Annotated in this window: 22 protein-coding genes; 4 read left to right on the forward strand and 18 right to left on the reverse strand. The window is 76.8% G+C overall.

The window, feature by feature from the left end:
• The first annotated feature begins 81 nt into the window (after window positions 1-81).
• Window positions 82-966 carry an IS5 family transposase gene (locus RMN57_RS03135; RefSeq protein ID WP_313761644.1) on the forward strand — a complete coding sequence of 295 codons (885 nt, stop codon included), beginning with the start codon at window positions 82-84 and terminating at the stop codon, window positions 964-966.
• Between the two features lie 539 nt (window positions 967-1,505).
• On the opposite strand, the gene RMN57_RS03140 is transcribed toward RMN57_RS03135, so the two are convergent.
• The 10 genes from RMN57_RS03140 to RMN57_RS03185 all read right to left on the reverse strand — a co-directional run bounded on the left by RMN57_RS03140 (window position 1,506) and on the right by RMN57_RS03185 (window position 11,861).
• Window positions 1,506-2,261 carry a lipase/acyltransferase domain-containing protein gene (locus RMN57_RS03140; RefSeq protein ID WP_313761801.1) on the reverse strand — a complete coding sequence of 252 codons (756 nt, stop codon included), beginning with the start codon at window positions 2,259-2,261 and terminating at the stop codon, window positions 1,506-1,508.
• A 142-nt stretch (window positions 2,262-2,403) separates the two neighbouring features.
• Window positions 2,404-3,339, reverse strand: coding sequence for a class A beta-lactamase (gene bla, locus RMN57_RS03145; RefSeq protein WP_313761802.1), 936 nt, complete (start codon window positions 3,337-3,339; stop codon window positions 2,404-2,406).
• 177 nt (window positions 3,340-3,516) lie between these two features.
• Window positions 3,517-4,575, reverse strand: a complete 1,059-nt coding sequence (locus tag RMN57_RS03150) for a phosphatidylinositol-specific phospholipase C domain-containing protein (protein ID WP_313761803.1) — start codon at window positions 4,573-4,575, stop codon at window positions 3,517-3,519.
• Window positions 4,576-4,809: 234 nt separating this feature from the next.
• Entirely contained in the window at window positions 4,810-5,490 is a 681-nt protein-coding gene (locus RMN57_RS03155) for a hypothetical protein (protein WP_313761804.1), read from the reverse strand.
• Window positions 5,487-7,106 (reverse strand): DUF58 domain-containing protein, encoded by a 1,620-nt coding sequence (locus tag RMN57_RS03160; protein WP_313761805.1) that lies wholly within the window; start codon window positions 7,104-7,106, stop codon window positions 5,487-5,489. The genes RMN57_RS03155 and RMN57_RS03160 overlap by 4 nt, the downstream gene beginning before the upstream one ends.
• Window positions 7,103-8,188: a MoxR family ATPase gene (locus RMN57_RS03165; RefSeq protein WP_313761806.1), complete on the reverse strand. Its 1,086-nt coding sequence runs from the start codon at window positions 8,186-8,188 to the stop codon at window positions 7,103-7,105. Before RMN57_RS03165 ends, RMN57_RS03160 begins: the two co-directional genes overlap by 4 nt.
• A 161-nt stretch (window positions 8,189-8,349) precedes the next feature.
• Window positions 8,350-8,895 (reverse strand): hypothetical protein, encoded by a 546-nt coding sequence (locus tag RMN57_RS03170; protein ID WP_313761807.1) that lies wholly within the window; start codon window positions 8,893-8,895, stop codon window positions 8,350-8,352.
• Window positions 8,892-9,974 carry a DUF4129 domain-containing protein gene (locus RMN57_RS03175; protein WP_313761808.1) on the reverse strand — a complete coding sequence of 361 codons (1,083 nt, stop codon included), beginning with the start codon at window positions 9,972-9,974 and terminating at the stop codon, window positions 8,892-8,894. The genes RMN57_RS03170 and RMN57_RS03175 overlap by 4 nt, the downstream gene beginning before the upstream one ends.
• A 234-nt stretch (window positions 9,975-10,208) precedes the next feature.
• The gene (locus tag RMN57_RS03180) at window positions 10,209-10,622 is read right to left on the reverse strand and encodes a cupin domain-containing protein (protein ID WP_313761809.1); all 414 of its coding nucleotides are present in this window, start codon (window positions 10,620-10,622) and stop codon (window positions 10,209-10,211) included.
• 237 nt (window positions 10,623-10,859) lie between these two features.
• The gene (locus RMN57_RS03185; protein ID WP_313761810.1) at window positions 10,860-11,861 is read right to left on the reverse strand and encodes an MsnO8 family LLM class oxidoreductase; all 1,002 of its coding nucleotides are present in this window, start codon (window positions 11,859-11,861) and stop codon (window positions 10,860-10,862) included.
• Window positions 11,862-12,037: 176 nt separating this feature from the next.
• Here RMN57_RS03185 and RMN57_RS03190 point away from each other — a divergent pair, with 176 nt between their 5' ends.
• A complete protein-coding gene (locus tag RMN57_RS03190) occupies window positions 12,038-12,643 on the forward strand; it encodes a GNAT family N-acetyltransferase (RefSeq protein WP_313761811.1) in 606 nt (201 codons plus the stop codon).
• A gap of 53 nt (window positions 12,644-12,696) precedes the next feature.
• Here the strand turns inward: RMN57_RS03190 and RMN57_RS03195 are convergent, their stop codons facing one another.
• Complete coding sequence (locus RMN57_RS03195) at window positions 12,697-14,010, reverse strand: DUF3533 domain-containing protein (protein ID WP_313761812.1); 1,314 nt, start codon at window positions 14,008-14,010, stop codon at window positions 12,697-12,699.
• Between the two features lie 233 nt (window positions 14,011-14,243).
• On the opposite strand from RMN57_RS03195, the gene RMN57_RS03200 reads away from it, so the two are divergent.
• Complete coding sequence (locus tag RMN57_RS03200; RefSeq protein WP_313761813.1) at window positions 14,244-15,254, forward strand: NADP-dependent oxidoreductase; 1,011 nt, start codon at window positions 14,244-14,246, stop codon at window positions 15,252-15,254.
• A gap of 130 nt (window positions 15,255-15,384) precedes the next feature.
• Here the strand turns inward: RMN57_RS03200 and RMN57_RS03205 are convergent, their stop codons facing one another.
• The 3 genes from RMN57_RS03205 to RMN57_RS03215 form a co-directional block, all read right to left on the reverse strand.
• On the reverse strand, window positions 15,385-16,920 hold the full coding sequence (locus tag RMN57_RS03205; RefSeq protein WP_313761814.1) for a glutamate synthase subunit beta: 1,536 nt from the start codon (window positions 16,918-16,920) through the stop codon (window positions 15,385-15,387).
• A 239-nt stretch (window positions 16,921-17,159) separates the two neighbouring features.
• Entirely contained in the window at window positions 17,160-17,915 is a 756-nt protein-coding gene (locus tag RMN57_RS03210; RefSeq protein WP_313761815.1) for an alpha/beta hydrolase, read from the reverse strand.
• A 105-nt stretch (window positions 17,916-18,020) separates the two neighbouring features.
• Window positions 18,021-19,025, reverse strand: a complete 1,005-nt coding sequence (locus RMN57_RS03215; RefSeq protein ID WP_313761816.1) for an AraC family transcriptional regulator — start codon at window positions 19,023-19,025, stop codon at window positions 18,021-18,023.
• 150 nt (window positions 19,026-19,175) lie between these two features.
• Here RMN57_RS03215 and RMN57_RS03220 point away from each other — a divergent pair, with 150 nt between their 5' ends.
• Entirely contained in the window at window positions 19,176-19,676 is a 501-nt protein-coding gene (locus RMN57_RS03220) for a DUF1772 domain-containing protein (RefSeq protein ID WP_313761817.1), read from the forward strand.
• 103 nt (window positions 19,677-19,779) lie between these two features.
• Here RMN57_RS03220 and RMN57_RS03225 read toward each other — a convergent pair whose 3' ends face one another.
• The 4 genes from RMN57_RS03225 to RMN57_RS03240 all read right to left on the reverse strand — a co-directional run bounded on the left by RMN57_RS03225 (window position 19,780) and on the right by RMN57_RS03240 (window position 25,257).
• Entirely contained in the window at window positions 19,780-20,307 is a 528-nt protein-coding gene (locus RMN57_RS03225; protein WP_313761818.1) for a hypothetical protein, read from the reverse strand.
• A gap of 177 nt (window positions 20,308-20,484) precedes the next feature.
• Window positions 20,485-21,066 carry an anthrone oxygenase family protein gene (locus tag RMN57_RS03230; RefSeq protein ID WP_313761819.1) on the reverse strand — a complete coding sequence of 194 codons (582 nt, stop codon included), beginning with the start codon at window positions 21,064-21,066 and terminating at the stop codon, window positions 20,485-20,487.
• A gap of 86 nt (window positions 21,067-21,152) precedes the next feature.
• Entirely contained in the window at window positions 21,153-22,004 is an 852-nt protein-coding gene (locus tag RMN57_RS03235) for an NAD(P)H-binding protein (protein ID WP_313761820.1), read from the reverse strand.
• A gap of 316 nt (window positions 22,005-22,320) precedes the next feature.
• Window positions 22,321-25,257 (reverse strand): LuxR C-terminal-related transcriptional regulator, encoded by a 2,937-nt coding sequence (locus tag RMN57_RS03240; protein WP_313761821.1) that lies wholly within the window; start codon window positions 25,255-25,257, stop codon window positions 22,321-22,323.
• Window positions 25,258-25,514: the final 257 nt, after the last annotated feature.

The following is a 25,514-nucleotide window of genomic DNA, read 5'->3' on the forward strand; positions in this document are numbered from 1 at the left end:
AGTGTTGGGTAATTGATCAACTTCATGGCGTGATCCACTGGTGGTGATCTTTGCGTTGCCCTGTCCGCGAAGATCACCGCCATGTGTGTCTGTGCGTGCAAGCCGTCCTATGACTCGTCGTTGACGGACGCTCAGTGGGCGGCGATCGAGCCGCTGCTGCCGGTGCGGGATCTGCGCCGGGCCGGCCGTCCGTTGAAGTTCCCGCGTCGGCTGGTCGTGGACACTGTGCTGTACGTGCTGGTCAGCGGCTGTGCGTGGAGGCTGGTGCCGCATGATCTCGCCCCGTGGGACGTGGCCTACCGCTGGTTTCGCGCGTGGACGGCGGACGGCACCTGGGACCGGGTTCACGACACGCTGCGCGAGCGGGTCCGGGTGGCGGACGGCCGGGACCCGCAGCCCTCGGCGGCGGTGCTGGATTCGCAGTCGGCCCGCAGCCACCAGGGCGGGCAGGCGATCGGCTACGACGCGGGCAAGCGGGTGCGGGGCCGTAAGCGGCACCTGCTGGTGGACACCTGCGGGCTCGTGCTGCGGGCGGTGGTGCACTCGGCCTCGGTGCAGGACCGGGCGGGCGCGAAGCTGGTCCTCAGCGGGATCCGGAACCTGTTTCCGCAGGTCGGGCTGGTCTGGGTCGACGGCGGCTACGTGAATGTGGTCGACGCGGGCCTGGTCGGCTGGGCGGCCGAGCACGAGAACCTGGAGATCGTCGCGGTGCCGCGCAATGCGGATGTGAAAGGGTTCCAGGTGCTGCCCCGCAGGTGGGTGGTCGAGCGGACATTCTCCTGGCTGGGACGGTGCAGACGGTTGGCACGGGACTACGAGCGCAAGACCGCGCACGCCGAAGCGATGATCAAGGTTGCGATGATCCGGCTCATGGCCGCCCGCCTCGCCGGCGAGGAGGTCGAACCGCGCGGCCCCATCGAGACCGAAGCAGCCCGCCGCCTCGCCGACGACCTCAAGAACCAGTAATCATCCGATTACCCAACACTTTCTGAGGGCGGCAGGCCGGGCCAGGACCCCGGCTGCCCGCGTCAGGGCGGCAGGCCGGGCGAGGACCCCGGCTCCCCCGTCGGAACGGGTACCGCAGTGCGGTACCGGAGCGCAGCGCGGGAGCGGCCTGCGCGCCCCCCCGGCCTGCTCGCCTTTCGCTCCCGGCCCCGGCGGCGGACCATGGAGGTCGGGCCCCGCCGCCGGCGGGCCCGACCGCGGAGCACCGCCCTCGCCGCCCGCGCGGCACCACTTCCCCGAGGGCCGGTGCCGACCGACCGGGAGAGGAGCGGCCATGTCGTCGAAGCGGCGCCGGAAGAAGAAGGCACGCAGCCGGAGCAAGGCCAACCACGGCCGTCGGCCCCAGTGCTGAACCTCCCCGGCCCGCCCCGCCGGCGCACCGGCCACCCGGCCGGCCGCCACCGCGGCGGGCCGGGACCATGCCGGGGGGGTGGGGCTGGGGCGGGGCCGAGCCGGGCCGGGACCGTACCGGGCCGGGGCGGAAGCCGTCGGCCGAACGATCACCCCGCCAGTGCCTCGCGGACGCGGGCCTGGACGGCCGGGTCGGTCAGCAGGTCGTTGTGCTTGAGGCACGCCGTCCGGACGTCGACCGCGCCGTCCAGCCGGGTGCTGGAGGTGGGCGCGATCTGCTCGTCGCAGGGCGACCAGAGCGTGGTGTACCGGACCGGGGCCGGGGTGGGGGTGCCCTCGTTGAGCCTGGTCACGACGTAGGAGCCGGGGGTCATGTCGCGGCACCCCTGGTCCCAGAGGGCGCAGAGCCAGGCAACCGTGGTGCCGTGGTTGGGGCCGGCCAGCGAGATCCAGTGCCCGACCTTCGCGGCCCCGCCGCCGAACCTGACGTACCAGCGGCTGGGCAGACTGCCGAGCGAGTGGGCGACGATGTCGACCCTGTCCGCGCCGGTCCGGCGGAGCACGTCGTCCACGTAGGCGGCCAGCCGGCCGGCGAGCACCTCGTTGGTCGAGAGGGTGCTGTCGTAGCTCCACGCCAAGAGCCGGTCGGCCGGATAGCCGGCGGCCCGGAGGGAGGCGGTCATACTGCCCCAGACGCCGGGGCCGGCGTTCCGGCCGTGGACGAAGACCACCGGGTCGGGCACGGCCGCAGCCCTGCCCGACGCAGCGGCTCCGGACGGCGCGACTCCGGCCGGCGCGGACGGCGCGGCCGTGGCGGACGGCGCGGCCGTGGCGGACGGCGCTGGGGCGAGGACGGCGGCGAGGGACAGGACGGCCGGGAGCAGGAACGCGGTCGTGCGGCGCACGGGGCGACCCCCAGAACTCGGGCATGAACGGGACAACCCGAATCCTGGTCCGCCGCCGTGCCGTCCAAACCCGCGCGACCCGAGGGCGCCGGGGTTTGGGCGGCACGGCGTGCCGCCGGGTCCGGTCCGGCGGCCGGCGGCCTCAGGTCAGGGTGCCCGCGACCAGCTCGGCGGCCCGCTTGACCATCTCGTTGTGCTGGGGGCCCGCGGCCGCCCAGGTGGTCGTGTGGACGGCCACCACGATCGGCTTCCGGTTCGGCGGCCGGACGACGCCCACGTCGTTCGACACGCCGTAGGCCGACCCGCCGCCGGTCTTGTCGGCGAGGACCCAGTCCGCCGGGAAGCCGGCCCGGAACCGGTCGGTGTTGGTGGTGTTGGCGATCATCCAGCCGGTCAGCCGGGCCCGGTCGCGGGGTTCGAGCACGTCGCCGAGGAGCACCCGCGCGAAGGTCCGGGCGACGGCGCGGGGGGTGGTGGTGTCGGTGCTGCGCCACGGCTCGGCCGAGTTGAGCTCCGGCTCCCAGCGGTCGAGCCTGGTCCGCCCGTCCCCGATGGAACGGCAGAAGCGGGTCACGGCCGTCGGGCCGCCCAGCTCGCGGAGCAGCAGGTTCGCGGCGGCGTTGTCGCTCTGGCCGACGGCGGCGGCGCACAGCTCCTCGACCGTCATGCCGGTGGCGAGGTGGTCCTTGGTCACCGGGCCGTAACCCGAGTCCTTGACGTCCTGCTCCGTGTAGTGGATCCGCCGGGCCAGGAACTCGCCGTCCCGGTCGAGGTCCCGCAGCACGGCCGCCGCGGCCAGCGGCTTGAAGACGGAGCAGAGCGGGAACAGCTCGTCCGCCCGGTGCGCCAGCGTCCGCCCGGTGCCCGTGTCGTGGGCGAACAGCCCGAGCCGGGCGCCGTACTCGCGTTCCAGGCCGGCCAGCTCCGCGCAGAGCGTGGCGTCCGGGCCGGCCGCCGCACCGGCGGGGGCGGGGGCCGCGTGCGCCCTCCCGGCCAAGGCGAGACCGGCGGCCAGCGCCGTCCCCGCCCCGAGGGCCAGGACCGCCCGGCGGGACCGGCGCGCTCCGGTGGTTTCCATCAGCGTCTCCTTCGTCAGTGATCATGACCGTCACTGATCATGACGCCCCGAAGAGGGGATGGGTTCCACGCGAACCATCCCCCGGCCGGCCGTGGTCGTCGCGTGGCGCGTACGCACGCCCCGGTACGGCTTCGGGGCGTGCGTACGCGACACCTGCCGGTGCGTCGCCGGCGGCCGTCAGCCGCGCGGCAGGACGAGGGACTGGACGGCGGGCAGGTGGCGCCAGTCGCTGGAGACGATGCTGGCGTGCGCCCGGGCGAGCTGCTCGGTACGGCCTCGGGCCTGGTCGGCGGTCGGGTCGGTGGCACTGATGGCGGGGGCGACGTTCTGGGCGTCCGTCATCACGAGGAGGTAGTGCCGGCTGTCGTACCAGGAGGTGTCGATGCCGCCGGTGTAGGCCGCGGCGTCACCGTCGAAGACCACGAACCACGGGCGGATGGCCGCGTCCCCGTACCCGGTGCGCGGGTCGCCGGCCTTCGCACCGTGCACGGCGGGGAAGACCTGGGCGTCGCCGATCCGGCCGGCCGAGGCGAGGTCGCGCAGGTGGCGGCCGTACTCGACGTCGGTGTGGAGGGTGTCGAAGGGGTTGCTCTCCTCGAACGTGCCGGGGATGACGTACACCAGCACCCGCCCGGCGAGGGCCGACCGGGTCGGCCAGTTGCCCGCCCGGGCCGCCTCGTCGGCGTTCGCGTACGAGCCGCCGCCGGGCTTGGCCAGCAGGTCGGCGGGCCGGAAGACCGTGGAGCCGAGGTGGCCCGCGATCAGCGCGTCGAGCTGGGCCGGGCCCATGCCGCGGTTGGCGGCGAAGCCGCCCTTGAGTTCGAGCTTGACCACCAGCGGCCCGGCGGCGGGGTGGGCTCCGAGCCAGACCCGCACGTCGTCCAGGCAGGTCTCCAGGTTCTTGTTGGCCCCGCCGGTGTAGAGCTGGGCCGGGGTGGCGGCGGTGACGCAGTTGTTGGAGTTGCCGAGCGGGTTGGAGTGGCTGACCTTCCACTCCTTGGTGATGGTGTCCGTCCAGGCGTCCAGCTCGATCATGCCGGTGCCGGTGTCCAGGCTCTGGGCGAGGTAGCCGAACGCGGCCGGGTCGTAGGTGTTGTGCAGACCGACCGTGGTGGCCGAGCCGAAGGGGAGGCTGCCGTCGCCGGCCGCCGCGGCGGGCTGCAGCGGGAGCAGGGCGGCGGCTGCGGTGAGCAGGCCGGTGGCGAGTGCGCCGGTGATGGTACGGCGAGCGGTCACTGTTGCTGTCTCCTCGTCGGAAGCTGGGGCTGTGCTGCCGACCCGAAGGATCGGCTGCCTGAGCATGCTTCAGATGAAGAAGACACGACAAGGTGGTGACGGCTCGCCACCGGACTGGACACGAGGCGGGGCGGAGCGGGGCGGGGCAGGGTGGGGCGGGGTGAGCGGGCTCGGCCGGGGCCGGGCCGGGCGGCCTGCCGTCCGTCGGAGCGTGCCCGGCCGCCCGGCGGCCGCTCAGCTTCCGGGCCTCGGCCCCGCTCCGGCCGCGTCCGCGTCCCCGTCCGGGTGGCGGCGGGTGCCGAGGGCCAGGCCGACGCCGACCGCGGCCACCACGACGCCGAGCACCGCCACCGGGCGCGACCACTCCGCTGCCCCGGTCGAGGCGAACGCCGGCGGCAGGACCAGCGCGGACACCGCCAGGGCGGCGAGCGCGTGCGCGGGGCGCGGGCGCCGGCGGTCCGGCCCGAGGGCGTCGACGAGCAGCAGATAGCCGATCAGCAGGACGGCCACGGCCGCGCCCTGCCAGAGCGACGGCTCGCCGAGCGCCGCGAGCACGACGCTGCCGGTGGCGAGCACGGTGTTCCGCTGGGCGGCGAGCCGGGCCGGCCAGGTGCTGGGACGGCGGGCCGGCAGGGGCGGCGGCGGGGCGGCCCAGGTCGCCAGGGCCAGTGCGGCCACCAGGCCGATCGGCCCCAGCCGGGCCGCGCCGCCGCCGCCCTCGCCGCCGGCGCCGAAGGAGGCCAGCACCAGGGCGTCGCCGACGACGCAGAGGGCTGCCCGCTCGGCCCACGCCGCCCAGCGCGGCGGTGCCGCGGCCGTCGGCCGGCCGACGGGCCCTTCGCCGGCGCCCGTGCGAACCGGCGAAGGGCCCGTCGGGCCGGCCGGCGCGCGGCTCCCGCTCGTCGGGTCGCTCATCGGACTCCTCCCCCGATCCGGCGGCGCAGCAGTGGTGCGAGGGCGAGGTCGAGTGCCTCGCCGGCGGTGTGGCGGGCGACCGGGACACCGCGGGCGCGCAGGGCCGCGCGCATCGCCTCGCGCTCGGCCCGCCAGAGCCGCAGGGCGAGGGCGCCGACCTCGTCGCCCGGCTCCACCGACGGCTCGCCGACCGGGATCTCCACCACGACGAGCGGGTTGCCGCGGTCGCCGATGCGGCCCAGCACCTCAAGGATCCGCTGGTCGGCGAGCGTGGTGAACGCGTACACCAGTGCGTGGCGCGGCAGGGCGGGCAGCGGCAGCCGGGGCAGGACGGGCCCGCGGTGGGCCCGGTCCTGACGGACCTCCAGCACGCTCTCGACCATCCGGTAGAACTGCCGGTCCCCGGTGGCCGCGGTGAGCCAGCGGAGCCGGCCGCCCACCGCGACCAGGCCGATCCGGTCGTGTCGGCCGAGGTAGGCGCGGGTGAGGCCGGCGGCGGCGCGCAGGCTCTCGTCCAGGCTGGACACCCCGGTGGCCGGGTCGTGGATGTCGCCGAGGGTGTCGAGCAGGACGACGGCGTCGGCGGCCCGCTCGGCGGCGAACTGGTTGATCTGGATGCTGCCGCGGCGGGTGGTGGACGGCCAGTGGATGCGCCGCTGCCGCTCGCCGTGGACGTAGGGGCGCACGCCGATCACCTCGACGCCGCTGCCGTCGTGGCCGGTGGTGTGCTCGCCGAGGCGTTCGGGCAGCCGGACCGGGATCGGGGTGAGGCGGGCCGCGCCGGGCACCGGGAAGACGTCGGCGGTGCCGAGGTCGGTGCGCACGGTGCGGCGGGCCAGTGCGCCGGCGTCGTGGACGTCGAGGTCGACGGTGCCCAGGCTCCAGCGGCCCCAGCTGTCGGCGCGCAGGGCGAGGTCCACGCCGGTGGGCCGCACGGTCAGCGCCTCCAGGACGAGGCCCGGCCCGAGGACGACGGTGGGGTCGAGCGGGCCGATCCGGCCGTCGTGCTCCACCTTGATGCGCGCGATGATGCGCTCGCCCTCGAAGCAGCGGCGCGGCGCGACGGTGGCCGTCGTGGCCAGCGTGGTGGGCCGGCTGCCGCCGGGCGCGGCCAGCACGAGCAGGACGGCGGGGCCCGCGGCCAGGGCGAGCAGCCAGGCGTGGCCGGTGGCCAGGGCGGCCGCCGCCGCGGCCGTGGCGACGGTGAGCAGGCGCAGGGTCCGCTCGGCGGGCCGCCAGTGCGGCGAGGGCGGGGTGCTGGGCAGGCCCTCCGCGGTGGCGCGGGCGCTCCGGGCGAGGATGCGGGCGATGACCGGGTCGCCGGGCGCGGCGCCGGCCGAGCGGCGGGCGCCCCGGCGGCGCGGGCCCGGCGCCGGCCGGTCCGGCGCGGCACCGGAGACGGTCGTGGCCGGCGCGGCACCGGAGACGGTCGTGGCCGGGCCGTGCGTCGGCGCGGCGGCCGGCCGGCCGGCGCCGGCCGGGGCCGTGGCGAGGCGGCGGACCGGGCGCCGTGCCCGTTCCCCGGTCTGGGCGGCGAGCCGCCCGGCCCGCTGCGCGGGCGGTGCGGCCGCCGGGGTGCCGGCCGCCCCGGCGCCGGCGGGTCGTTCGGCGGTCACCGCGCGGCGTCCGCGCCCGAGCCGGCGGCGTCGGAGGCCCGCGGCAGGGTCTGCGGGGCCGGGACGGCCGCGACCACCCGGGCCAGCACCTCGTCCGCGTCGATCTGGCGCACCCACAGCTCCGGCTTGAGGGTGATCCGGTGGGCCAGGGCGGGGACGGCGAGCGCCTTCACGTCCTCCGGCGTGAGGAAGTCGCGGCCCTCCAGCATCGCGCGGGCGCGGGCCAGTTGCACCAGTGCGAGGCCGCCGCGGGGCGAGGCGCCGACCTGGATCTGCGGGTCGTTGCGGGTGGCGTCGACCAGGGCGATCACGTAGTCGACGAGGTCGTCGTCCACCTCGACGCGCTCCACCGCCGCCCGCATGGCGAGCAGTTCGGCCGGGCTGCTGACGGTGTCCAGGACCGTCTCGGGCGCCGACCGGTCCAGTCGGGCCCGCAGCATCGCGGCCTCCAGGCCGGTGGACAGGTAGCCCATCCGCACCCGGAGCAGGAAGCGGTCCAGCTGGGCCTCGGGCAGCGAGTAGGTGCCCTCGTACTCGATCGGGTTGGCGGTGGCGATCACCGCGAAGGGCTGCGGCAGCCGGCGGGTCGCCCCGTCGACCGAGACCTGCCCCTCGGCCATCGCCTCCAACAGCGCGGCCTGGGTCTTCGGCGGCGTCCGGTTGATCTCGTCGGCGAGCAGCAGTTGGGTGAAGAGCGGGCCGGGCCGGAACACCATCTCGCCGCTGCGCTGGTCGTAGAAGGGTGCGCCGGTGACGTCGGAGGGCAGCAGGTCGGGGGTGAACTGGATCCGACGGAAGTCCAGGCCGAGGGTGGTCGCGAAGGAGCGGGCGAGCAGGGTCTTGCCGAGCCCCGGCAGGTCCTCGATCAGCACGTGGCCGCCCGCGAGAACGCCCAGCATCACCAGGCGCAGCGCCTCGGGCTTGCCGACGACGGCGCGTTCGACCTCCTTCAGCACCGTGCGGGCGCACTCGCCGGCCTGCTGCGGCGTCAGCTCGACGGGCGCGCCGGAGCCGTCCGGGGCGGCCTCCGGGGCGGCCGGGGCGGCGCTCGGGTCAGCGGGGGCCTGGGGAACGGCGGTCATGGCTCTCCTGACGGGACGGTAGGGGCCCGGTGGCTGCGGGCGGCAGTGCGGCGCCGGGTGGGCCGGCGGGGCGGGTTGTGGGGGGTCGGCCGGTGCGGGACGGCCGGTGCGGGACACGACGAGCGGGACGAGACGGGGGGCGAGGCGGGCGGGTCGGGCGGCTACAGGGATTCGAGCCGGTCGACCAGGGCGAGCAGGACGTCCGGCGGGACGGTCGGGGCCGGAGCCTGGGCCGCCGGGTCGATCCACGGCCAGAGCCCGGGGCCGATGAGGTCGGCCGCCCGGTCGCGGTCCCGGTCGTCGGCGAGCGAGAGGTTGTGGGCCTCCGACAGGCGGGCGGCGAACAGCCGTTGGAGTCTGCCGCGCAGCGGCTGGACGTCGCCGTCCGGGGCCAGTCCCTGGCGAACGGTCCAGCGCCAGTCGCCGAGGCCGGGCTCGTGCGAGTCCATCAGCCGCGACCGGCGGCGCAGGCCCACGTCCAGGAAGCCGGCGCCGGCGACGTAGCGGGCGGTCGGCAGGGCGGCCAGGGCGAACAGCACCGCACCGGCGGCCGCCGCCGGCAGCCCGCCGACCAGGCCGAACAGGATCTCGGCCAGGACGGCCGCGACCGCCAGCTCGATCAGGCTGTGCCGGATCGAGCCGGGGGCGACCAACTCCTCGGCGCCGGCGTTCGGTTCGACGGCCCGGCGGCCCGGATCGGTGCTCATCGGCGGCCTCCCGGAGCGGCGGCGCGGTCGGTCGGGGCGGTACGGCCGGCCACGGCTCCGCCGCCGGACGAGGTGGCGCCGTCGGACGAGGTGGCGCCGTCGGCCGGGGCGTCCGGCTCCGCCAGGCGGGCCGCGATGGTGTCGAGGGCCTCCCGGGCCCGGCGGACGTGGCCGTCGTCCATCGGGTGGGTCGAGTACCGGGCCTCGCGGAACAGCTCGGTGAGCGCGTGCGCCTGGGCCCGGTCGACGCGCTCGTCCGCCACGGCCCGCTCCAGCAGCTCCGTCGGGCTGTCGCAGATCCGCCGCTCCACCCCGGACGCCGCCAGCGACTGCTCCATCGCGGCGTAGCAGGCGATCACCGCGGCCCGGGCGTCGACGCCGTGCAGGGCACGGCGCCCGGTGGCGACGGCGGCCGCGAGCGCGTCCTCGGGCTCGACCTCGCCGACGACCGGCAGCGGATCCGGCCGGCGCCGGGCGCGGCGCAGGCCCAGCAGCACCCGGACCAGGACCACCAGGGCGACGACCGCCGCGACGGCCGCCAGCACGCTCAGCAGGATGAACAGCACTCGCCCGCCCTCGGGGGGCTCGACGGGATGCGGCAGCGCGGCGGAGGAAGGGGTCGGCGCCGGCGGCAGCTTGATCACCGCAGGCAGGGCCTTCGCGGGCGGCCCCTCGGTCCGGTTGTGGAAGACGAAGAGCAGCACCGGCACCAGGACGGTGGCCCCGCCCAGCAGCCACACGGTCGCCTCGCGCAGCCGCTCGGCCCGCGGTGTCGGCCCGTCGAGGTGGCGGACCTCCTCGCGGAAGCGGACGGCGAAGCGGCCGACCAGCACGGCCCAGCCGCCCGCGATCAGCACGACGAGGCCGATGGCGCCCACGAGCGGGTCGCCGACCGAGCCCAGCAGACCGCCGTCCGGGCGCAGCGACGCCGCGGCGAGCAGCAGTCCGGCGGCGACCAGCAGCAGCGCGGGCGCCCGGCCCCAGGAGGCGCCCGGCCGCGCGGGCCCGGTGCTCCGGGCTCCCCCGGCTCCCCCGGTCTTCCGGGGCGGCCCGGGCACGCTCGGTGGCAGGTCAGTCATGCGGAATCCCCCCGGTCCCACCGGCAACGCTTGATCACGCGCGCGGGTGCAGCGTCGCACACCGACTGTCCCGCTGTCACCTTCCGCCGGCGCGGTCGGGGCCGCGGCGGTCGAGCGGTCGGTTCGGTCGGGCCTGCAGGGGAGTTGGGCGGTGCGGCCGGCGTGCTCCGGGAGCCTGCGGGTCTCCCGGAGCCGCCGCTCGGCCCGCGTCGGGGCCCCGTCCGGCCCGTCAGGTCAGCCGACGGTCGGGAGCCAGGGCCCGTCCTCCGGACGCGCCTCCTCGGGGTCGCCCGGCCACGGCGGCATGGTCACCGCGACGATCCGCAGCGCCTCGGTGGCGTCCGCGTCGGCCCGGAACTGGAACACCGTGCCCAGCGGCACCGACACCACCGTGCCGGGGTGCAGCCGCACGGTCTCCTCCCGCTCGGCCTGGCGGCGCCAGAGCAGGCCGCGGCCGTCGGTGACGTGCCACAGCTCCTGGACGGTGGCGTGGGAGACCGCTCGGGTGACCTCCCCGGGGGCGAGTTCGAAGACGGCCATGCTCCCCGCGCCGTCCAGGGCCAGCAGGGGGTGGACGACCGCGCCGTCGGGGGCGGTCACCGTGGCGGCGTCGGCGGAGCGGGCGGTGTCGAAGGGCTGGTCGGCCATGCGGGTCCGTCCTGGTCGGCGGGGCTCCGGGGCGGCGACCCCGGAGGCGGTGCTCCTGGAAGGCGGTACTCCTGCGGGCGGCACGCCGGGCGCGGCGGCCCTGGCGGCCGTCAGCCGGTGCGCGACGCGGTCCTCTCGGGAGATCGTGTCCCGCAGGGCCCGTGGGGTCAACGGTGCCTCCGGGGCTGCGGATCCGCGAGCGCGGCCGCCGCGCGCGGGCACCCGCCCCGGCGCCCCTCATCCCAGGCCGACCGCCTCCGCCAGGAGCCGGTAGGAGTCGAGCAGGGCCCCGCGGTCGTAGGTGCTGGTGGTCACCAGGTACTCGTCGGCCCGCGTCCGCTCGACCAGCGCGGCGAGCTCGGCCGCGGCCCGGGCCGGGGTGCCCGCGATGTGCCCGCGCAGGGCCTCCTGGTGGGCGGCGCGCTCACGCGGCGTCATCGCCCGCTCCAGGATCTCCTCCGCGGGGGCGAGTGGCGGGAACTCGCCGTGGGTGCGGGCGTGGGCGCTCGACCAGGCCTCGGGGACGAGCAGCCGCTCGGCCTGCTCGGTGGTCGCGGCGACCGCCACGGTGCCCGCGAGCACGACGTACGGCTCCGCGGCCTGTGCCGAGGGGCGGAACCGCTCGCGGTAGCGGTCGACGGCGGCCAGCATCCGCTCCTCGCCCCGGGGGGCCGCGATCACCAGCGGCAGACCGGCGTCGGCGGCGAGGTCCGCGCCGGCTCCGGTGGCCAGGACGAAGGCCGGGACGTGCAGGCCCTCCGCCGGACGGGCGTGGACGTCCCGACTGCTGCGCCCGGTGCCGTCGAAGTAGCCGATCAGCTCGGCGAGTTGCTCCGGGAAGCGGTCGGCGGCGTCCTTCTCCCGGCCGAGCGCGCGGCGGACGCCGTCGGTGAACGCCACCGAGCGTCCGAGGCCCATGTCGATCCGGTCCGGGAAGAGCGCGGCCAGGACGCCGAACTGTTCGGCGACGACCAGCGGCTGGTGGTTGGGGAGCATCACCCCGCCGGTACCGACCCGGATCCGGGTGGTGGCCGCCGCCACGGCCGCGGCGAGCACGGTGGGCGCCGAGCCCGCCACCCCGGGCACCCCGTGGTGCTCCGACACCCAGAACCGGTGGTAGCCGAGCCGCTCCGCCTCCCGGGCGAACGCCACCGTGTCCCGCAGCGCCTGCGCGGGCTCCTGCCCCTGTCTGGTCCGGGACCGGTCCAGGACGGAGAGGCGGAGCGGAGGCGCGGTCATGGTCACGTCGCCGTCAACCACGACCGGCCCGGCCCGCATTCCCGCGCACCACCCGTCCGGTGGCGCCCACCGCCCACCCCCGGTGTGCGGTGCGCTCGGGCCGCCGGGACCGGCCGGCGCCCGTGCGCCCCGCCCGCCGCGCGCAACCCTCGGGCGTTCGCGTTCGTTGGCGGGGGGTGAGCTCTCAGCCGGTCCCTGCTGCGCCCGCCGACCCCGCCGGCGCCGTCCGACCTCTCCTGTACCTCCGGGCCGCCGAGCCGGCGGACGCGGAGCTGCTGGCGCGCTGGCGGACGGAGGCCGCGGCCTGGGTGGCGGGCCGGAGCGCCAGCCTGCAGTGGTCGGGCCCGGACCGGACGCGGCGCCGGCTGCGGATGATCGAGGCGGGCGCCACGGTGCTCGCCCTGCTGGAACCGGACGGCCCCCCGGTCGCCACCTGCTCGCTCTGGCCCCGGGGCGGCACGCGGCGGTGGACGGCCGAGGAGCGTGCGGTGCCGGCCCGCTACCTGCGCGCCAGCACCGTGGACCGCGCCTACGCGGGCCTGGGCATCGGGCGGCTCCTGCACCTGTGGGCGGGGCACCGGGCGGCCGCCGACGGTGCCGCGGTGCTGCGGCTGGACGCGCGGACGGACAACCCCGCACTGCACCGCTACTACCGCTCGTGCGGCTGGCACCTCGTCAGGACGGTGCCCGGGCTCGGCTCCGGCGCCCTGTTCGAGACCCCGGCGGTGCTCCGGCCCGACCTGCCGGTGCGGGAGCTGGGCGCGATCCGGCTGCCGCGCTGACCCGCTGCCGGTCGGCGGCCGACCGCCCGTGCGGCGGCGTCGGCCGGCCCGGATCAGCCCGCCTCGGGGTGGAAACGGTGCAGGCCCCGGCGGTCGTAGTAGGCGGTCATCCCGAAGCCGAACAGCAGCGCCGCGACCGTGCCGACCGCGATCATGATCCAGGCCCGGGTCAGCCCGGCCTCGGCCTGCGCCCCGAAGTACAGGATCGCGCGGACGCCGTCGGTGATCTGGCGCATCGGCTCGAAGACGGCCAGCCCCCGGTAGAAGTCCGGCAGCGCCTGCAGCGGGATGGTCGCCCCGGAGGACGGCAGCGCCAGCGCGATGAAGATGAACATGCCGACCAGCTGCCCGATCGCGCCGAACGCCGCGATCAGCGCCTGCGCCCCGAGACCGACCGCGATCGTGGCGCAGACCGAGAAGATCCAGAGCAGCGGCAGGTGCGAGGCGTCCATGTCGAGGATCACCACGCTCGCCAGCATGACCAGGCTCGACGTCAGCACGGCGAGCCCGCAGGACATCACGTCGTTGACGATCAGCGCCCGGGTGCGGCTGATCGGCACCAGCGGCCGCTGCATTCGCAGCGGGCCCAGCTCGCTCGCCTGGTAGCCGAGGGCGATGTCGACGCCGCTGCTGATGACGTTGGCCCCGAGGAAGCCGCTGAGCACGAGCAGCAGGGTGTAGTAGAACGCGGTGAGGCCGACGCCGCTGCGCGGGCCGATCGGGTGGCCGACCATGACCGCGACGGTCACCGGGTCGGCGAGCTGGAGCAGTTCGGCGTTGGTCGGGGTGCCGCCCTGGGCCGGGGGTTGGGCCTGGGCCATGGCCTGGGCCTGGGCGGTGAGCTTCTTGCCGAGCTCCTGCGAGGCCTGGTGGGCCGCCGTCTGGGAGATGTTCGAGGCCAGCGAGGACTCCAGGCTGCCCACGCCGGGGTTGGTCAGGACGGTCATGGTCGGGCGCGGCGGCGCCTTCTGCGGCAGCTCCCCGAGGGCGACGATCGCGGCACTGAAGTCGGGCGGCACCTCCAGCGCTCCGGCCAGCTTGCCGGAGGTGAGCTGCTCGTCCGCCTCGGCCCGGTCGAGCAGGCGCCAGGCGACGTGGTCCTTCGGGTCCGGTGCGCCGGCGATTCCGGCGGTGACCTGGGCGCCGAGGTTCTGCTGCTGTCCGGCCACGGTGGCACCCCGGTCGGAGTTGACCAGGCCGATCGGGAGGCGGTGCAGCTCTTCGGTGGGGTTGAGGATGCCGCCCATGTAGAGCAGGGTCAGCAGGAAGGACACCAGGCCGATGGTGACGGTCGGGACCACCCAGACCTTGGGGTTGGCCAGCACCTGCCGGGCCCGGACTCCGCCCTGAGGCCGGTTCGTCGTCATGGTTCTCCCGTGCGCGTCGGTCGGTCCCCCGCCCCTCCGGGCCGAACCTAACCGGCACCCGCGCCGGGGGCCGCCGCGCCTCGCCCGAACGACGTACCGCCCGACCCGGTCGGCGGGCGGGGGACGGTCCGCAGAGCCCGGGCCTGGCCAGATGACTAAGCGCTTGCTTAGACTCTCCTCCGTCGCACGCGGGACCCCGCGCAGCAGCACGAGCCCACCCACCAGGAGCCACCATGCTGTCCGCCACGAACCGTCAGATCCGCCTCGCCCGCCGTCCGCAGGGCGAGATCGCCGCCGAGGACTGGGAGCACGCCACCGAGGCGGCCGCCGCGCCCGGCGAGGGCCAGTTCGCCGGGCGGACCCGCTTCGTCTCGCTGGATCCCGCGATGCGCGGCTGGCTGGACGACCGCCGCTCCTACCTGCCGCCGGTCGGCATCGGCGAGGTGATGCGGGCCGGGTCGGTCGTCGAGGTCACCGAGTCCAACCACCCGGACTTCCGGATCGGCGACCTGGTCGTCGGCACCTTCGGCGTCCAGGAGCACGTGGTCTCCGACGGCCGGGGCGCGTTCCGGATCGACCCGACCGCCGCCGCGCCCTCCGCCTACCTCGGCGCGCTCGGCATGCCGGGCATGACGGCGTACTTCGGGCTGCTGGACGTCGGCGCCCTCAAGGAGGGCGAGACCGTGGTGGTCTCCGGCGCCGCGGGCGCGGTGGGCACCATCACCGGCCAGATCGCCAAGGCCAAGGGCTGCCGGGTCGTCGGCATCGCCGGCGGCGCCGACAAGTGCGCGCTGCTGACCGAGGAGCTCGGCTTCGACGCCGCGATCGACTACCGGAGCGAGGACGTCCGCAAGGCCCTGCGCACCCACGCACCGGACGGCGTCGACGTCTACTTCGACAACGTCGGCGGCGCGGTCCTGGACGCGGCCCTGGCCAACCTGGCCATGCACGCCCGCGTGGTGATCTGCGGCGCGATCAGCCAGTACAACTCGGCCACCGGCGTCCAGGGGCCCTCCAACTACCTGAACCTGCTGGTCCGCCGGGCCCGGATGGAGGGCTTCGTGGTCTTCGACTACGCACCGCGCTACCGCGAGGCGGCCCGGGAGATCCTCGACTGGATCGCCGCCGGGCGGATCAAGGTGCTGGAGCACGTGGTCCGCGGCACGGTGGACGACTTCCCGCGGACGCTGCAGATGCTGTTCCGCGGCGAGAACACCGGCAAGCTCGTCCTCGAACTGGTCTGAGGCCGCCGGCGCCGGGTGCGGCGCTGGGCCCGGACGCACGCGGCCCCGGGCCGGGCGCCGACGGCCCGCCATCGGCCCGCTCGCAGCCCGACCGGCCCGCCGCGACACGGCCCCGACCGGGGTGCACCGGTCAGGCCGTGAGCGGGCCGTCGAAGGGCGCGATCGGAGCGGGGAGCTCGGTGGCGCCCCGCAGGTAGCGGTCGACCGCGGCGGCCGCGGCCCGGCCCTCCGCGATCGCCCAGACGATCAACGACTGGCCGCGCCCGGCGTCGCCCGCGACGAAGACGCCGTCCGCCGGTCCGCCGGGTGCGCCGGCCGACGCGGCCGCGAAGTCCCCGCCGCGGGCGAGGTTGCCGTGCCCGTCCAGCGCCAGGCCCAGCTGGGCGGCCAGCCCGTGGCTGCGGCGGCGGCCCGAGAAGCCCGCGCCGGAGAAGCCGAGCGCCAGCAGGGCCAGCTCGGCCGGGAGGGTCCGCGCCGTACCGGGCCGGGGCCGGCGGTCGCCCGGCTCCGCCTCGGCGAACCGCACGCCGGCCAGCCGCCCGTCCGCACCGGCCTCGAAGCCCACCGTGGTGGCCGCGAAGACCCTGGGCTCGGCCTCCTCCCCGCCGGCCTCCTCGTGCGAGGTGGTCACCCGGTACACCTTGGGGTGGACGGGCCAGGGTTGGGCGGGCGCGCGCCGGGCCGGCGGGCGCGGGTTGATGTCGAGCTGGGTGACGGCCGCCGCGCGCTGCCGCAGGGCCGTGCCGAGGCAGTCGGCGGCGGTGTCACCGCCGCCGACGATCACCACCCGGCGGCCCTCGGCGGACAGCGGGGAGGCCGGCAGGTCGCCCTCGTCCACCCGGTTGGCCAGCGTGAGGTACGTCATCGCCTGGTGCACGCCGGGCATCCGGCGGCCGGGGACTTCGAGCTCCCGGCAGGCCGTGGCGCCGACCGCGACGACCAGCGCGTCGTGCCGCGCCCGCAGCAGGTCCGCGGGCAGGTCGTGGCCGCCGACGGCGACGCCGGTCCGGAACCGGGTGCCCTCCTCCCGCATCTGGTCGATCCGCCGGTCCAGGCGGTGCTTCTCCAGCCGGAACGGCGGGATGCCGTAGCGGAGCAGCCCGCCGATCCGGTCGGCCCGCTCGTACACGGTGGTGGTGTGGCCGGCCCGGGTGAGCTGCTGCGCGGCGGCCAGCCCCGCCGGGCCCGAACCGACCACGGCCACCCGCAGCCCGGTCGACCGCTCGGGCGGCTGCGGCCGGTCGAACCCCTGCTCCCAGGCCCGGTCGGCGATCGCCAGCTCCACGTTCTTGATCGTCACGGCCTCGCCGTCGATGGCCAGCACGCAGGCGCTCTCGCAGGGCGCCGGGCAGAGCCGGCCGGTGAACTCGGGGAAGTTGTTGGTCGCCAGCAGGCGCGCCGCGGCCGCACGCCAGTCGCTGCGGGAGACCAGCGTGTTCCAGTCCGGGACGAGGTTCCCCAGCGGGCAGGCCCGGTGGCAGAACGGCAGACCGCAGTCCATGCAGCGGGCGGCCTGGGCGCCGATGATCGGGAGCAGGGCGCCGGGGCGGTACACCTCGTGGCGGTCCCCCAGCCGCTCGCGCGGGTCCCGTCGCTCGCGCGGCCGGCGCGGGGTGGTGAGGAAGGCCATGCGGTCGGGCGGGCGGTCGGCCTGGGGATCAGCCATCGCGGCCTCCGGCGGGGCGTGCCAAGGCGGGGCGGTGGCGCCGCCGTGACCGCACCCGCCGGGCGCGCCGTCGGGCCGCGCGCCACCGTGTGGCCACCGTACGCCTGCGAACCGCCGGGCGACAGGGGGTGGCCGGTGCGAGCCGGCGCCGACGCGGCGGCACGCGGGACAGGGCCGGCGGCTGAGCGCCGGAGGAGCGGCGGGCCCGCCCCGCTCGGGACGGGCCGCCGCCCGGGCGGTCAGGCCCGCAGGAAGGCCTCCAGTGCGGTCGCGAACGCCACCGGGACTTCGTGCATCGGGTAGTGCCCGGCGTTCGACAGCACTTCGAGCTCGGCCTGCGGGTAGTGGGTCAGCCAGGTGCCACGCATGACCTCGGCCGACAGCGCCGGGTCGTGCTCGCCGACGAAGACCTTCACCGGCAGCGAGCTGCCCGCGACCTTCGCGGCGAAGTCCGCGGTGGTCCAGTCGTCCAGGTACCCGGCGAAGGCCTCCGGCCGGGAGTCGGCCAGCGAGCGCGCCGTCATCGCGTCCAGCCAGCGGCCGCAGGCCCGGTGCCCGGTGACCAGGTCGAGGATGGCCCGCCGGTTGGCCGGGTGGTCCGCGGCGCCGTGGAAGAGGTCGTGGGCGTCCCCCTCCAGCGGGTAGGCGCTCGCCGGGACCGGGGACACGCCGACCAGCCGGCGCACCCGGCGGGGCGCCTCGGCGAGGACACGCTGCGCCGCCTTGCCGCCCATCGAGTGCCCGACCAGCGAGAACTCCTCCCAGCCCAGCTGGTCGGCCAGCGCCAGCGCGTCCGCGGCGATCTCCGCCAGCGTGAACTCGCCGACCACGTCCCGGCGGACGCCGTAGCCGCGGTAGTCCAGGAAGGCGTAGCCGAAGGCCTCGGGGTCGAGGTGGTCGAGGAAGGCGCCCCAGCCCGCGCTGGTGCCGAACCAGTCGTGCAGGACGAGAACCTTGTGGGCGCCGTTGCCGATGGTGCGGTGACTGATCGTCATGTCGTGCTCCCGGTCGAGGGTGTGGGAGGTCTCCTTCCCACCCGGCCGGGTACCGGAACCGGGTCCGCCGCCGGACCCGGGCCCGTGGTGGCCGATCGCCCGCGGTCAGCCGGCCAGCACGACCGTGGTCGCGGCGTGGACCGGCCCGGTGGCGGCCGGCGCATCGGCGGCCAGCCAGCGGTGCTCCTGCGGGGTGAGCCCGCGGACCCGCTTGAACGCCGCGCTGAGCGCGAAGGGGTTGCTGTAACCGACCCGGTGCGCCACCCAGGCCACGGTGCGCTCCGGGTCGCGGAGCAGATCGGCGGCCAGCGCCAGCCGCCAGGTGGCCAGGTAGGCCATCGGCGGCTCGCCGACCAGCGCGGTGAAGCGGCGGGCCAGCCCCGCCCGCGAGACGCCGACCTCGGCCGCCAGCCCGGCCACCGTCCAGGGCCGCGCCGGATCGTCGTGCATCAGCCGGAGCACCGGGCCGACCACCTCGTCGTGCTGGGCCCGGTACCAGGCGGGGGCGCCGCCGTCCGGGACGGCCAGCCAGCTGCGCAGCACCCCGACCACGAGCAGGTCCAGCAGGCGGTCCAGGACGAGCTCCTGGCCCGGCTCGTCACGGGTCAGCTCGGTGGTCAGCAGCCGGACCAGGGTGTCCTCGGTGGCGGTGCCGTCGCCGCTCGGGCGGACCAGCAGGGTCGGCAGGTGGTCCAGCAGCCGGCGGCCGATCTCGTGCTCGGCCCGGTAGGTGCCGGAGAGCATGACGGCGTGGTCCTCGCCCGGCCGGGCCTCGCCCCAGGTCCGCACGCCCAGCGCCATCGACTCGGCCACACTGACCCCGTCGCGCGTGCAGACCTGCCCCGGGCCGATCACCACCTGGACGGGGCTCTGCGGCGCGTCCGCGACGGTGTACGGTTCGGGGCCGCGCACGATCGCCACGTCGCCCGGCCGCAGCAGCACCGGCGTACCGCCCTCGGGCACGATCCAGGCGTCCCCGCGGACCATGGTGACCACGGAGAGCGGCGCGCCGTCCTCGATCCGCAGCGACCACGGCGGGGTGAGGATCGACCGCAGCAGGAAGGCACCCCGGGCCTTCGGCCCGTCGAGCAGTCCGGTGAGAGTGTCCATGGGGTAAGCCTAGACGCGTGGACATGGATTGACGTTCCGTCATTTGAGAGAGTCTGAACGCCGGGCGGGCAGAGCCCGGCAGGCCGGGGCGACCCGGTCGGCCAGACCCGTCGGCAGCACTGCCGCGGACGGAGAGGAGGGATGTGCCCGATGGAAGTGTCGCGCGTGATCGCGCTCGTGGCCGCCACGATGACCACCGGACTGAGCGCAGGGCTGTTCTACGCGTACGCGTGCTCGGTGATGCCGGGGCTGCGCGGAACGGAGGACAGGATCTTCATCGAGGTGATGCAGCGGATCAACGTGGCGATCCTCAACGGCTGGTTCCTGCTGGGCTTCGTCGGCGCCCTGGCGACCACGGCGGTGGCGGTGGTCCTGCACCTGCCCGCCGACGGACACCGGGGCCTGCCGGCGACGGTGGCGGCGCTGGTCTGCTACACGGCCTCGCTGGTGGTGACCAGACGGATCAACATCCCGCTGAACGACGCGCTCGCCGCGGCGGGTGACCCGAGCCGGATCCCGGACCCGGCGGCCGTGCGCGGCCGCTTCGAGTCGCGCTGGGTGCGGTGGAACGTCGCCCGTGCCCTGCTCTGCACGGCCGCCCTCGGCTTCCTCTGCTGGGCGCTGGTCCTGCACTGCGACACCGTCGGCTGACCGCCTCCGGATCGCCCCCGGCACGGCCCGAGGCCGCCGGGTGGGCGGCCCGCCCCCGACACCGGGGCGGGTCCGCCCGCCCGGCGGCCTCGGGCGTTCCCGGTCAGCCGGACGGGGGTGTCCGTGGCCGCCGCGGTCTCGGCGGTGCGGCCGTCCGCGGTTGCGCCGGGGTGCGGGGCTGCGGTTGCGTCCGTGGCTGCGCCGGCTTCCGCGGCTGCGGCTCCGGCTGCGTACGTGGCTGCGCTTGGGTGCGCGGCTGCGGTTGGGTGCGCGGCTGCGGCGCCGTCCGCGGGTTCGGGGGGTTCTCCCGCAGGGGCGCGAGTTCGCGGCCGAGGGTGGCGATGTCCAGCGCGATGCGGTGGGCGATGTCCTCCGGGCCGGAGCCGGCCGGGAGGTGGCGGTTCCACGAGCGGGCGTGGGCGGGCCCGTCGTGGGTCATCTGGAAGTTCAGCCGCACCGTCCCGCCGAGGCCGCCGAGGCCGATCAGGAAGTGGGTGTCGGACAGGTCGATGGAGACCTCGTTGCCGATGCAGGAGCACCTGACCAGGTCGTCGATCCGTTCCTCGGCCAGGTACTTGGCGAGTTGGATCGCCCTGCCCTCCACGCGGAACGGTCGCAGTGCGGGACTCACGTGGCTGCCGCCCCTTCCCCGGGGGTCGTCCACCCCCGGCGGTCGCTGTTCGCAGCCATGATTCTAGAACCCGCCCGATACGGCCAAGTCACCGGCACCACAACGGACTTGGCCGACAGCACGGGGGGCGCACAGGGCGCACACCGGGCTGCCGGCCAGAGTGGGGGTGACGGTACGTCAGCGCACGGCGCGGGCGTGCAGGAACAGGGCGCGCACCAGGGCGGCCAGGCCCGCCGTGCAGAGCAGCGTCCGCACCACGTTGGCGGTCACCCAGGTGGACTCGAACCGGTCGCGCACGGCCCCGAGGTCCTGGATCGACGCCGGGTCGCCGGCCTGGGCCAGCTCGTTGTTCAGCGGGATGTTCACCGCCATGGTGACCACCAGGGCGACCAGGTAGAGCACGGTCGCGGCGGCGGCCCAGAGCGCGGGGCCACGGCGGCCGCCCCGGTACTGGACGAAGGCCGCGGCACCGGTGACGGCGAGCGCGGCGACGAAGACGAGGCCGAAGACGCCGTTCTCGATCGCCTTGTTGATGTTCTGCATCGCGGTGACGTACGTCCGGTCGTCGCCCCGGGCCAGGCCCGGCATCACGGACACGTCGAAGGCGAAGAAGAGGCCGGCCATCAGGCCCATGGCGACGGTGGCGACCGCGAGGAGCGGCCCGGCCGCCCGGCCCGGGGCGGCCGCGCGGGCCGGGGCCGCGGCGGCGGAGGTGTCGGAAGCGGCGGGGGCGGCGGGGGCGGTCCGGTCGAGGCTCATCGGGTCGTCCTTCGGTGGGCGGGGCACGGATGGGTGGAACTGACGCCGGCCCGGGCCTCGTCGGGCCCGGGCCGGAAGCGGTGGGGTCAGGCGTTCCAGGCGCCGCGGGCGGCGGCCGCCCGGGCGAACGCCCCGAAGTCCCGGGGCTCGCGGCCCAGCGCCCGCCGGACGCCGTCCGACAGGTGGGCGTTGCGGCCGTCCAGGATCAGGGTGAAGAGGTCGGCGAAGTCGCCCGGCAGGCCGGCCGCGGCCAGCACCGCCCGGTACTCCTCGACGCTGATCGGGGTGAAACGGATCTCGCGGCCGGTGGCCGCCGTCAACTCGGCGGCGACATCGGCGAAGGAGAGCAGGCGCGGTCCGGTCAGCTCGTACACCTCGCCATGGTGGCCTTCCTCGGTCAGCGCCGCAACCGCCACGTCGGCGATATCGTCCGCGTCCACGAAGGGCTCGACGGCGGCACCGGTCGGCAACGCCAACTCACCCGACAGGACGGGCTCCAGGAAGAAGCTCTCGTCGAAGTTCTGGTTGAACCAGGCGCAGCGCACGACGGTCCAGCCGGTGTCCGCGTCGCGCACCGCGTCCTCGGCGGCCCGGGCCGCCTCCTCGCCGCGGCCGGAGAGCAGGACCAGCCGCTCCACCCCGGTCTTGGCGGCCAGCCGGGCGAAGGCGCCGACCGCCTCGACCGCCCCCGGGAAGGCGAGGTCCGGGTAGTAGGAGAGGTAGGCGGCGGTGACGCCCTCCAGGGCGGGAGCCCAGGTGCTCTCGTCGTTCCAGTCGAACGGGATCGCGGCGCTGCGCGAGCCGATCCGGACCGCGCGGCCGCGGTCGGTCAGCCGCTCGGCGACGCGGCGGCCGGTCTTGCCGGTGCCGCCAGTCACCAGCACGAGGGGGCTCGAAGTCGGGTCGGTCTGCGGGGAGTTCTGCGTGTCGTTCGTCATGCCCCCCAGTCAACCCGGCCGGGCGGACGGCAACCATAGTCGCCGAGCTCAGCTCCATACGCGCGCGTCTACCCTCCGCCTCCGGGCGGGCCGACCCGGTCGTCCGCCGGGGCGCCGGCCCCGGTGCGGGGCAGCATCAGGCGCCGCCACGAGGCAGGTGCCCGCGGCGGGCGCTGCGGCGACCGTAGCCCGCCCCGGATCGGCGGCGGGTCTCCTGCGGCGGTGGCCCGATGGCGGCCGGGCCCGGCACCGCGGGTGCCCGGCTCGCGGAGCCCGGGCACCCGCGGACGGGGGCTCGCGGACAGGAGGCCCGCGGCTACAGGAGGTGGAGCCGGCGGGCCTGCCGGACGGCGTCCGCCCGCCGGGTGGTCCGCAGCTTGCGGTTGATGCTCTTCAGGTGCGTCTTCACGGTGTTGGCCGACAGGTGGAGGTCCTCCGCGACCTCCTCCGTGGACATCAGCTCGGCCACCCGCTCCAGCACGTCCCGCTCACGGACCGTCAGCGGCTCCACCGGAAGCTCGTCCGCCGGAGTGTCCGGCCCGTCCGCCGGACCGGCCGGGCCGCGCAGGCCCTCCGGCAGCCAGCGGTGCGGGGCAGTGAGGGCGGGCCCGGCCCGGAGGAAGGCGGCCGCCCAGGGCCCCGCGTCCACGAACGGGCGGCAGAGCCGGTCCGGCCGGGCCAGGCCGAGGGCGCGGGCGACCATCCGCTGTGCGGCCTCCTCGTGCCCGGCCGCGGCGCTCAACTCGGCGCGTACCAGCAGGACGCCGATCGCCGGGCCGGGCGCCCGGCACGCCTCCGGGGGGAGGGCGGCGAGGGCCGCCCGGGGGTCGCCGGCGGCGAGGTGCGCCCGGGCGGCGAGCACCGCCTCGTACTCGCCGAAGGCGCCCTCCGGGGCGGAGCCGGCCGGGGCGGAGCCGGCTTCGCCCCGGTCCGGGCGGCCCGTGGGCTCGTCGGGGACGGCCTGTTCCGCGCCTGCCTGCGCCGCCGGGCCGGCTGGCGCCGCGCCGGCCTGCTCTGCGCCGACCTGCTCTGCCGCTCCCGGCGTGGTCCGGACGCCCGCGGCCGCCAGCCCGGCCAGGGCGGCCGCGGGGTCGCCCGAGCGGAGCCTCGCCTCGGCCGCGAGGGCGGCCGCCCGCCGCACCGCCCACGGCGGGTCCGCCGGCGGGCCGCCCTGCTCCGCCAGAACCGCCAGGGCCCGCCGCGGGTCCCCGTGGAGGAGGGCGAGACGGGCCCGGGTGAGCCGGAGCAGCACGGCCCGCAGGAGGTCCGCGCAGCCGTCGGCCGCCGCCTCGGCCCGGTGCAGGCTGAGCCGGGCGGCCGCACGGTCGTCCCGCTCGGCGGCCGTGTCGGCGAGGACCAGGTGGGCGAGGACGCAGCCGGCGTCACCCGGCGCGCCCCGGCCCCCGGCGTCCTCGACCGCCCGGCGGGCGTGCTCCTCGGCCCGGCCCGTGGCGCCCTCCCAGAGCTCGGCGAGGGCGAGCAGGGCGAGCGCCTCGCACCGCGGGACCGGCCGGGTCGGCTCCTGCGGCGTCCGGAGCACGGGCTCCAGCGCGGCACGGGCGGCGGCGGGGCGCCCCTGCCGGAGCCGGACGGCGGCCAGGGCGGTGGCGAGCAGGACGGTGAACTCGGGGTGCTCGCGCCGGCGCCGGGCCGACAGGCGCGGGCCGAGGCTCTCCAGGGTGTCCGCGGCCTGCTCGCCGCCCGTTCCGGTCGCGCGGGCCGCGACCGCGTGCAGGAAGGCCTCGGTGCAGCGGAAGGCGACCCCGTCGGTGCCCGCGCGGTCCGGGCCGCGGGCGGCGCCCGCGAGGTGACCGGCGGCGGCGGTCACGTCGTGGGCGGCCAGCGCCCGCGCGGCGCGGACCAGGTCGGCGGCGGCGCCGCCGGTGGCGGGCGGCATCGCGGCGAACACGTCCGCCGGCGCCGCCGGGCCGCGGTCGGTGAAGAACGACCCGATGGCGAGGTGCTCCACCAGCCACCCGGCGGCGAGGCCCCACTGCTCGGCGGCGGCCGCCTGCCGCACGGCCTCGTCGAGCAGGCCGGCCCCGTGCAGCCAACCGGCCGCCCGCGCGTGCAGCTCCCCGGGCAGGGCGGGCCGGCGAGCGCGCAGCTGCACCCGCAGGATCTCCGCGAACAGCGGGTGGTGGCGGTACCAGGGGCCGCCGACCGGGGTGACGAACGCGTTCGCCTGCGCGAGCTCGTCCAGGATCCGCTCGGCGTCCCGGCGGCCGGTGAGCGCGTCGGCCAGCCCGGGGTGGACGCGCTCCAGCACGCTGGTGCGCAGCAGGAGGTCGCGGGTGTCGGCGGGCTGGGTGTCGAGGACCTCGGCGAGCAGGAAGTCGGCGATGGTGCTGTGCCCGGCCTCGAACTCCTTGAGGTACTGCTCGCGGTCCGGCGCGTGTTCGGCCGCCAGGGCGGACAGCCGCAGGCCGGCGGCCCAGCCCTCGGTGCGCTCGGTCAGCGCCCGCACCCCGTCCGGGGACAGCTGCAGTCCGTGGTGGCGCAGCAGGACGGCGGCTTCCTCACAGGTGAAGGCGAGGTCGGCGGCCCGGAGCTCGGTGACGAGGTCGGCGGCGCGGTAGCGGTGCAGCGGCAGGAGCGGTTCCGTGCGGCTGAGCAGGACGAGCCGGAGCCCGGCGCCGGCGTGCCGGGAGAGGGAGTGCAGGTCGGCGGCCGGGCCGGGGTCGGTGAGCTGTTCGCAGGCGTCCAGGACGAGGACGAGGGGGTCCGGGCGGACGGCGAGGATCCCGGCGAGGCGGACCGGGAGGTCCGGGTCGGCGGGTGCGGCGCCGAGCAGGCCGGTCAGCTGGTCGCCGCGCACGGCCCCGGCGTGGTGGAGGGCCCGGACGAGGCTGCTCCGGAAGGCGCCGGGGAGGTTGTCGCGGGCCTCGGCGGTGAGCCAGGCGACGGGGCCGGGCAGCCGGCCGGTGCGGACCCAGTCGCCGGCGAGCAGGGTCTTCCCCGCGCCGGCGGGGCCGGTGACCAGGGTGAGCGGGTGGTGCGGCAGCCCGTCGGTGAGGGGGTCGGCCAGGCGGGGGCGGCGGACGAACGTCGGGGGGACGGGCGGGACGCGCAGGCGGGTGGCGAGCACCGTCTCCATCGGGTCCGCATCCGTCGGATCCGTCGGATCCGCCCCTGTCGGGTCCGGCTCCCTCGCGTCCGGCTCCATCGGCTCCGGCTCCCTCGGCGCCGGCTCCATCGCGGCGGGCGGGGGCTCGGTGTCGCCGGCCGGGCCGCGGCGGGGCGCTGACGACATGGTGGGCCTCCAACCGTGGACGTGCCGGGCCTCCCCCGGCCCCGGGTACGGGCGGGAGACGCTCTCCTTTCGATCTTCTGGCGGCGTCGGCCCGCCCGCAACGGGGGCGGCCGGTGGCAGGTCGCGGGGCGCGCGGTCCGGGAGGTCGCCGGGCACCGGGAGTCCGAGCGCCGCGGGGCCGGCCGCCGCGCAGTCGGGCCGAGCCCGCGGTCGGCGTTGCGGTGCCCGGCCGGAGTCCTACGGTGGAAAGCGGAGCG

Source organism: Kitasatospora sp. CM 4170, from assembly GCF_032110285.1.
GTDB lineage: Bacteria > Actinomycetota > Actinomycetes > Streptomycetales > Streptomycetaceae > Kitasatospora > Kitasatospora aburaviensis.

Coding starts and splice junctions, on each gene's coding strand:
- RMN57_RS03135 (WP_313761644.1), top strand. CDS start 82: ATGTGTGTCTGTGCGTGCAAGCCGTCCTATGACTCGTCGTTGACGGAC.
- bla (WP_313761802.1), bottom strand. CDS start 3,339: ATGGAAACCACCGGAGCGCGCCGGTCCCGCCGGGCGGTCCTGGCCCTC.
- RMN57_RS03155 (WP_313761804.1), bottom strand. CDS start 5,490: ATGAGCGACCCGACGAGCGGGAGCCGCGCGCCGGCCGGCCCGACGGGC.
- RMN57_RS03165 (WP_313761806.1), bottom strand. CDS start 8,188: ATGACCGCCGTTCCCCAGGCCCCCGCTGACCCGAGCGCCGCCCCGGCC.
- RMN57_RS03170 (WP_313761807.1), bottom strand. CDS start 8,895: ATGAGCACCGATCCGGGCCGCCGGGCCGTCGAACCGAACGCCGGCGCC.
- RMN57_RS03175 (WP_313761808.1), bottom strand. CDS start 9,974: ATGACTGACCTGCCACCGAGCGTGCCCGGGCCGCCCCGGAAGACCGGG.
- RMN57_RS03180 (WP_313761809.1), bottom strand. CDS start 10,622: ATGGCCGACCAGCCCTTCGACACCGCCCGCTCCGCCGACGCCGCCACG.
- RMN57_RS03185 (WP_313761810.1), bottom strand. CDS start 11,861: ATGACCGCGCCTCCGCTCCGCCTCTCCGTCCTGGACCGGTCCCGGACC.
- RMN57_RS03195 (WP_313761812.1), bottom strand. CDS start 14,010: ATGACGACGAACCGGCCTCAGGGCGGAGTCCGGGCCCGGCAGGTGCTG.
- RMN57_RS03200 (WP_313761813.1), top strand. CDS start 14,244: ATGCTGTCCGCCACGAACCGTCAGATCCGCCTCGCCCGCCGTCCGCAG.
- RMN57_RS03205 (WP_313761814.1), bottom strand. CDS start 16,920: ATGGCTGATCCCCAGGCCGACCGCCCGCCCGACCGCATGGCCTTCCTC.
- RMN57_RS03210 (WP_313761815.1), bottom strand. CDS start 17,915: ATGACGATCAGTCACCGCACCATCGGCAACGGCGCCCACAAGGTTCTC.
- RMN57_RS03215 (WP_313761816.1), bottom strand. CDS start 19,025: ATGGACACTCTCACCGGACTGCTCGACGGGCCGAAGGCCCGGGGTGCC.
- RMN57_RS03220 (WP_313761817.1), top strand. CDS start 19,176: ATGGAAGTGTCGCGCGTGATCGCGCTCGTGGCCGCCACGATGACCACC.
- RMN57_RS03230 (WP_313761819.1), bottom strand. CDS start 21,066: ATGAGCCTCGACCGGACCGCCCCCGCCGCCCCCGCCGCTTCCGACACC.
- RMN57_RS03235 (WP_313761820.1), bottom strand. CDS start 22,004: ATGACGAACGACACGCAGAACTCCCCGCAGACCGACCCGACTTCGAGC.
- RMN57_RS03240 (WP_313761821.1), bottom strand. CDS start 25,257: ATGTCGTCAGCGCCCCGCCGCGGCCCGGCCGGCGACACCGAGCCCCCG.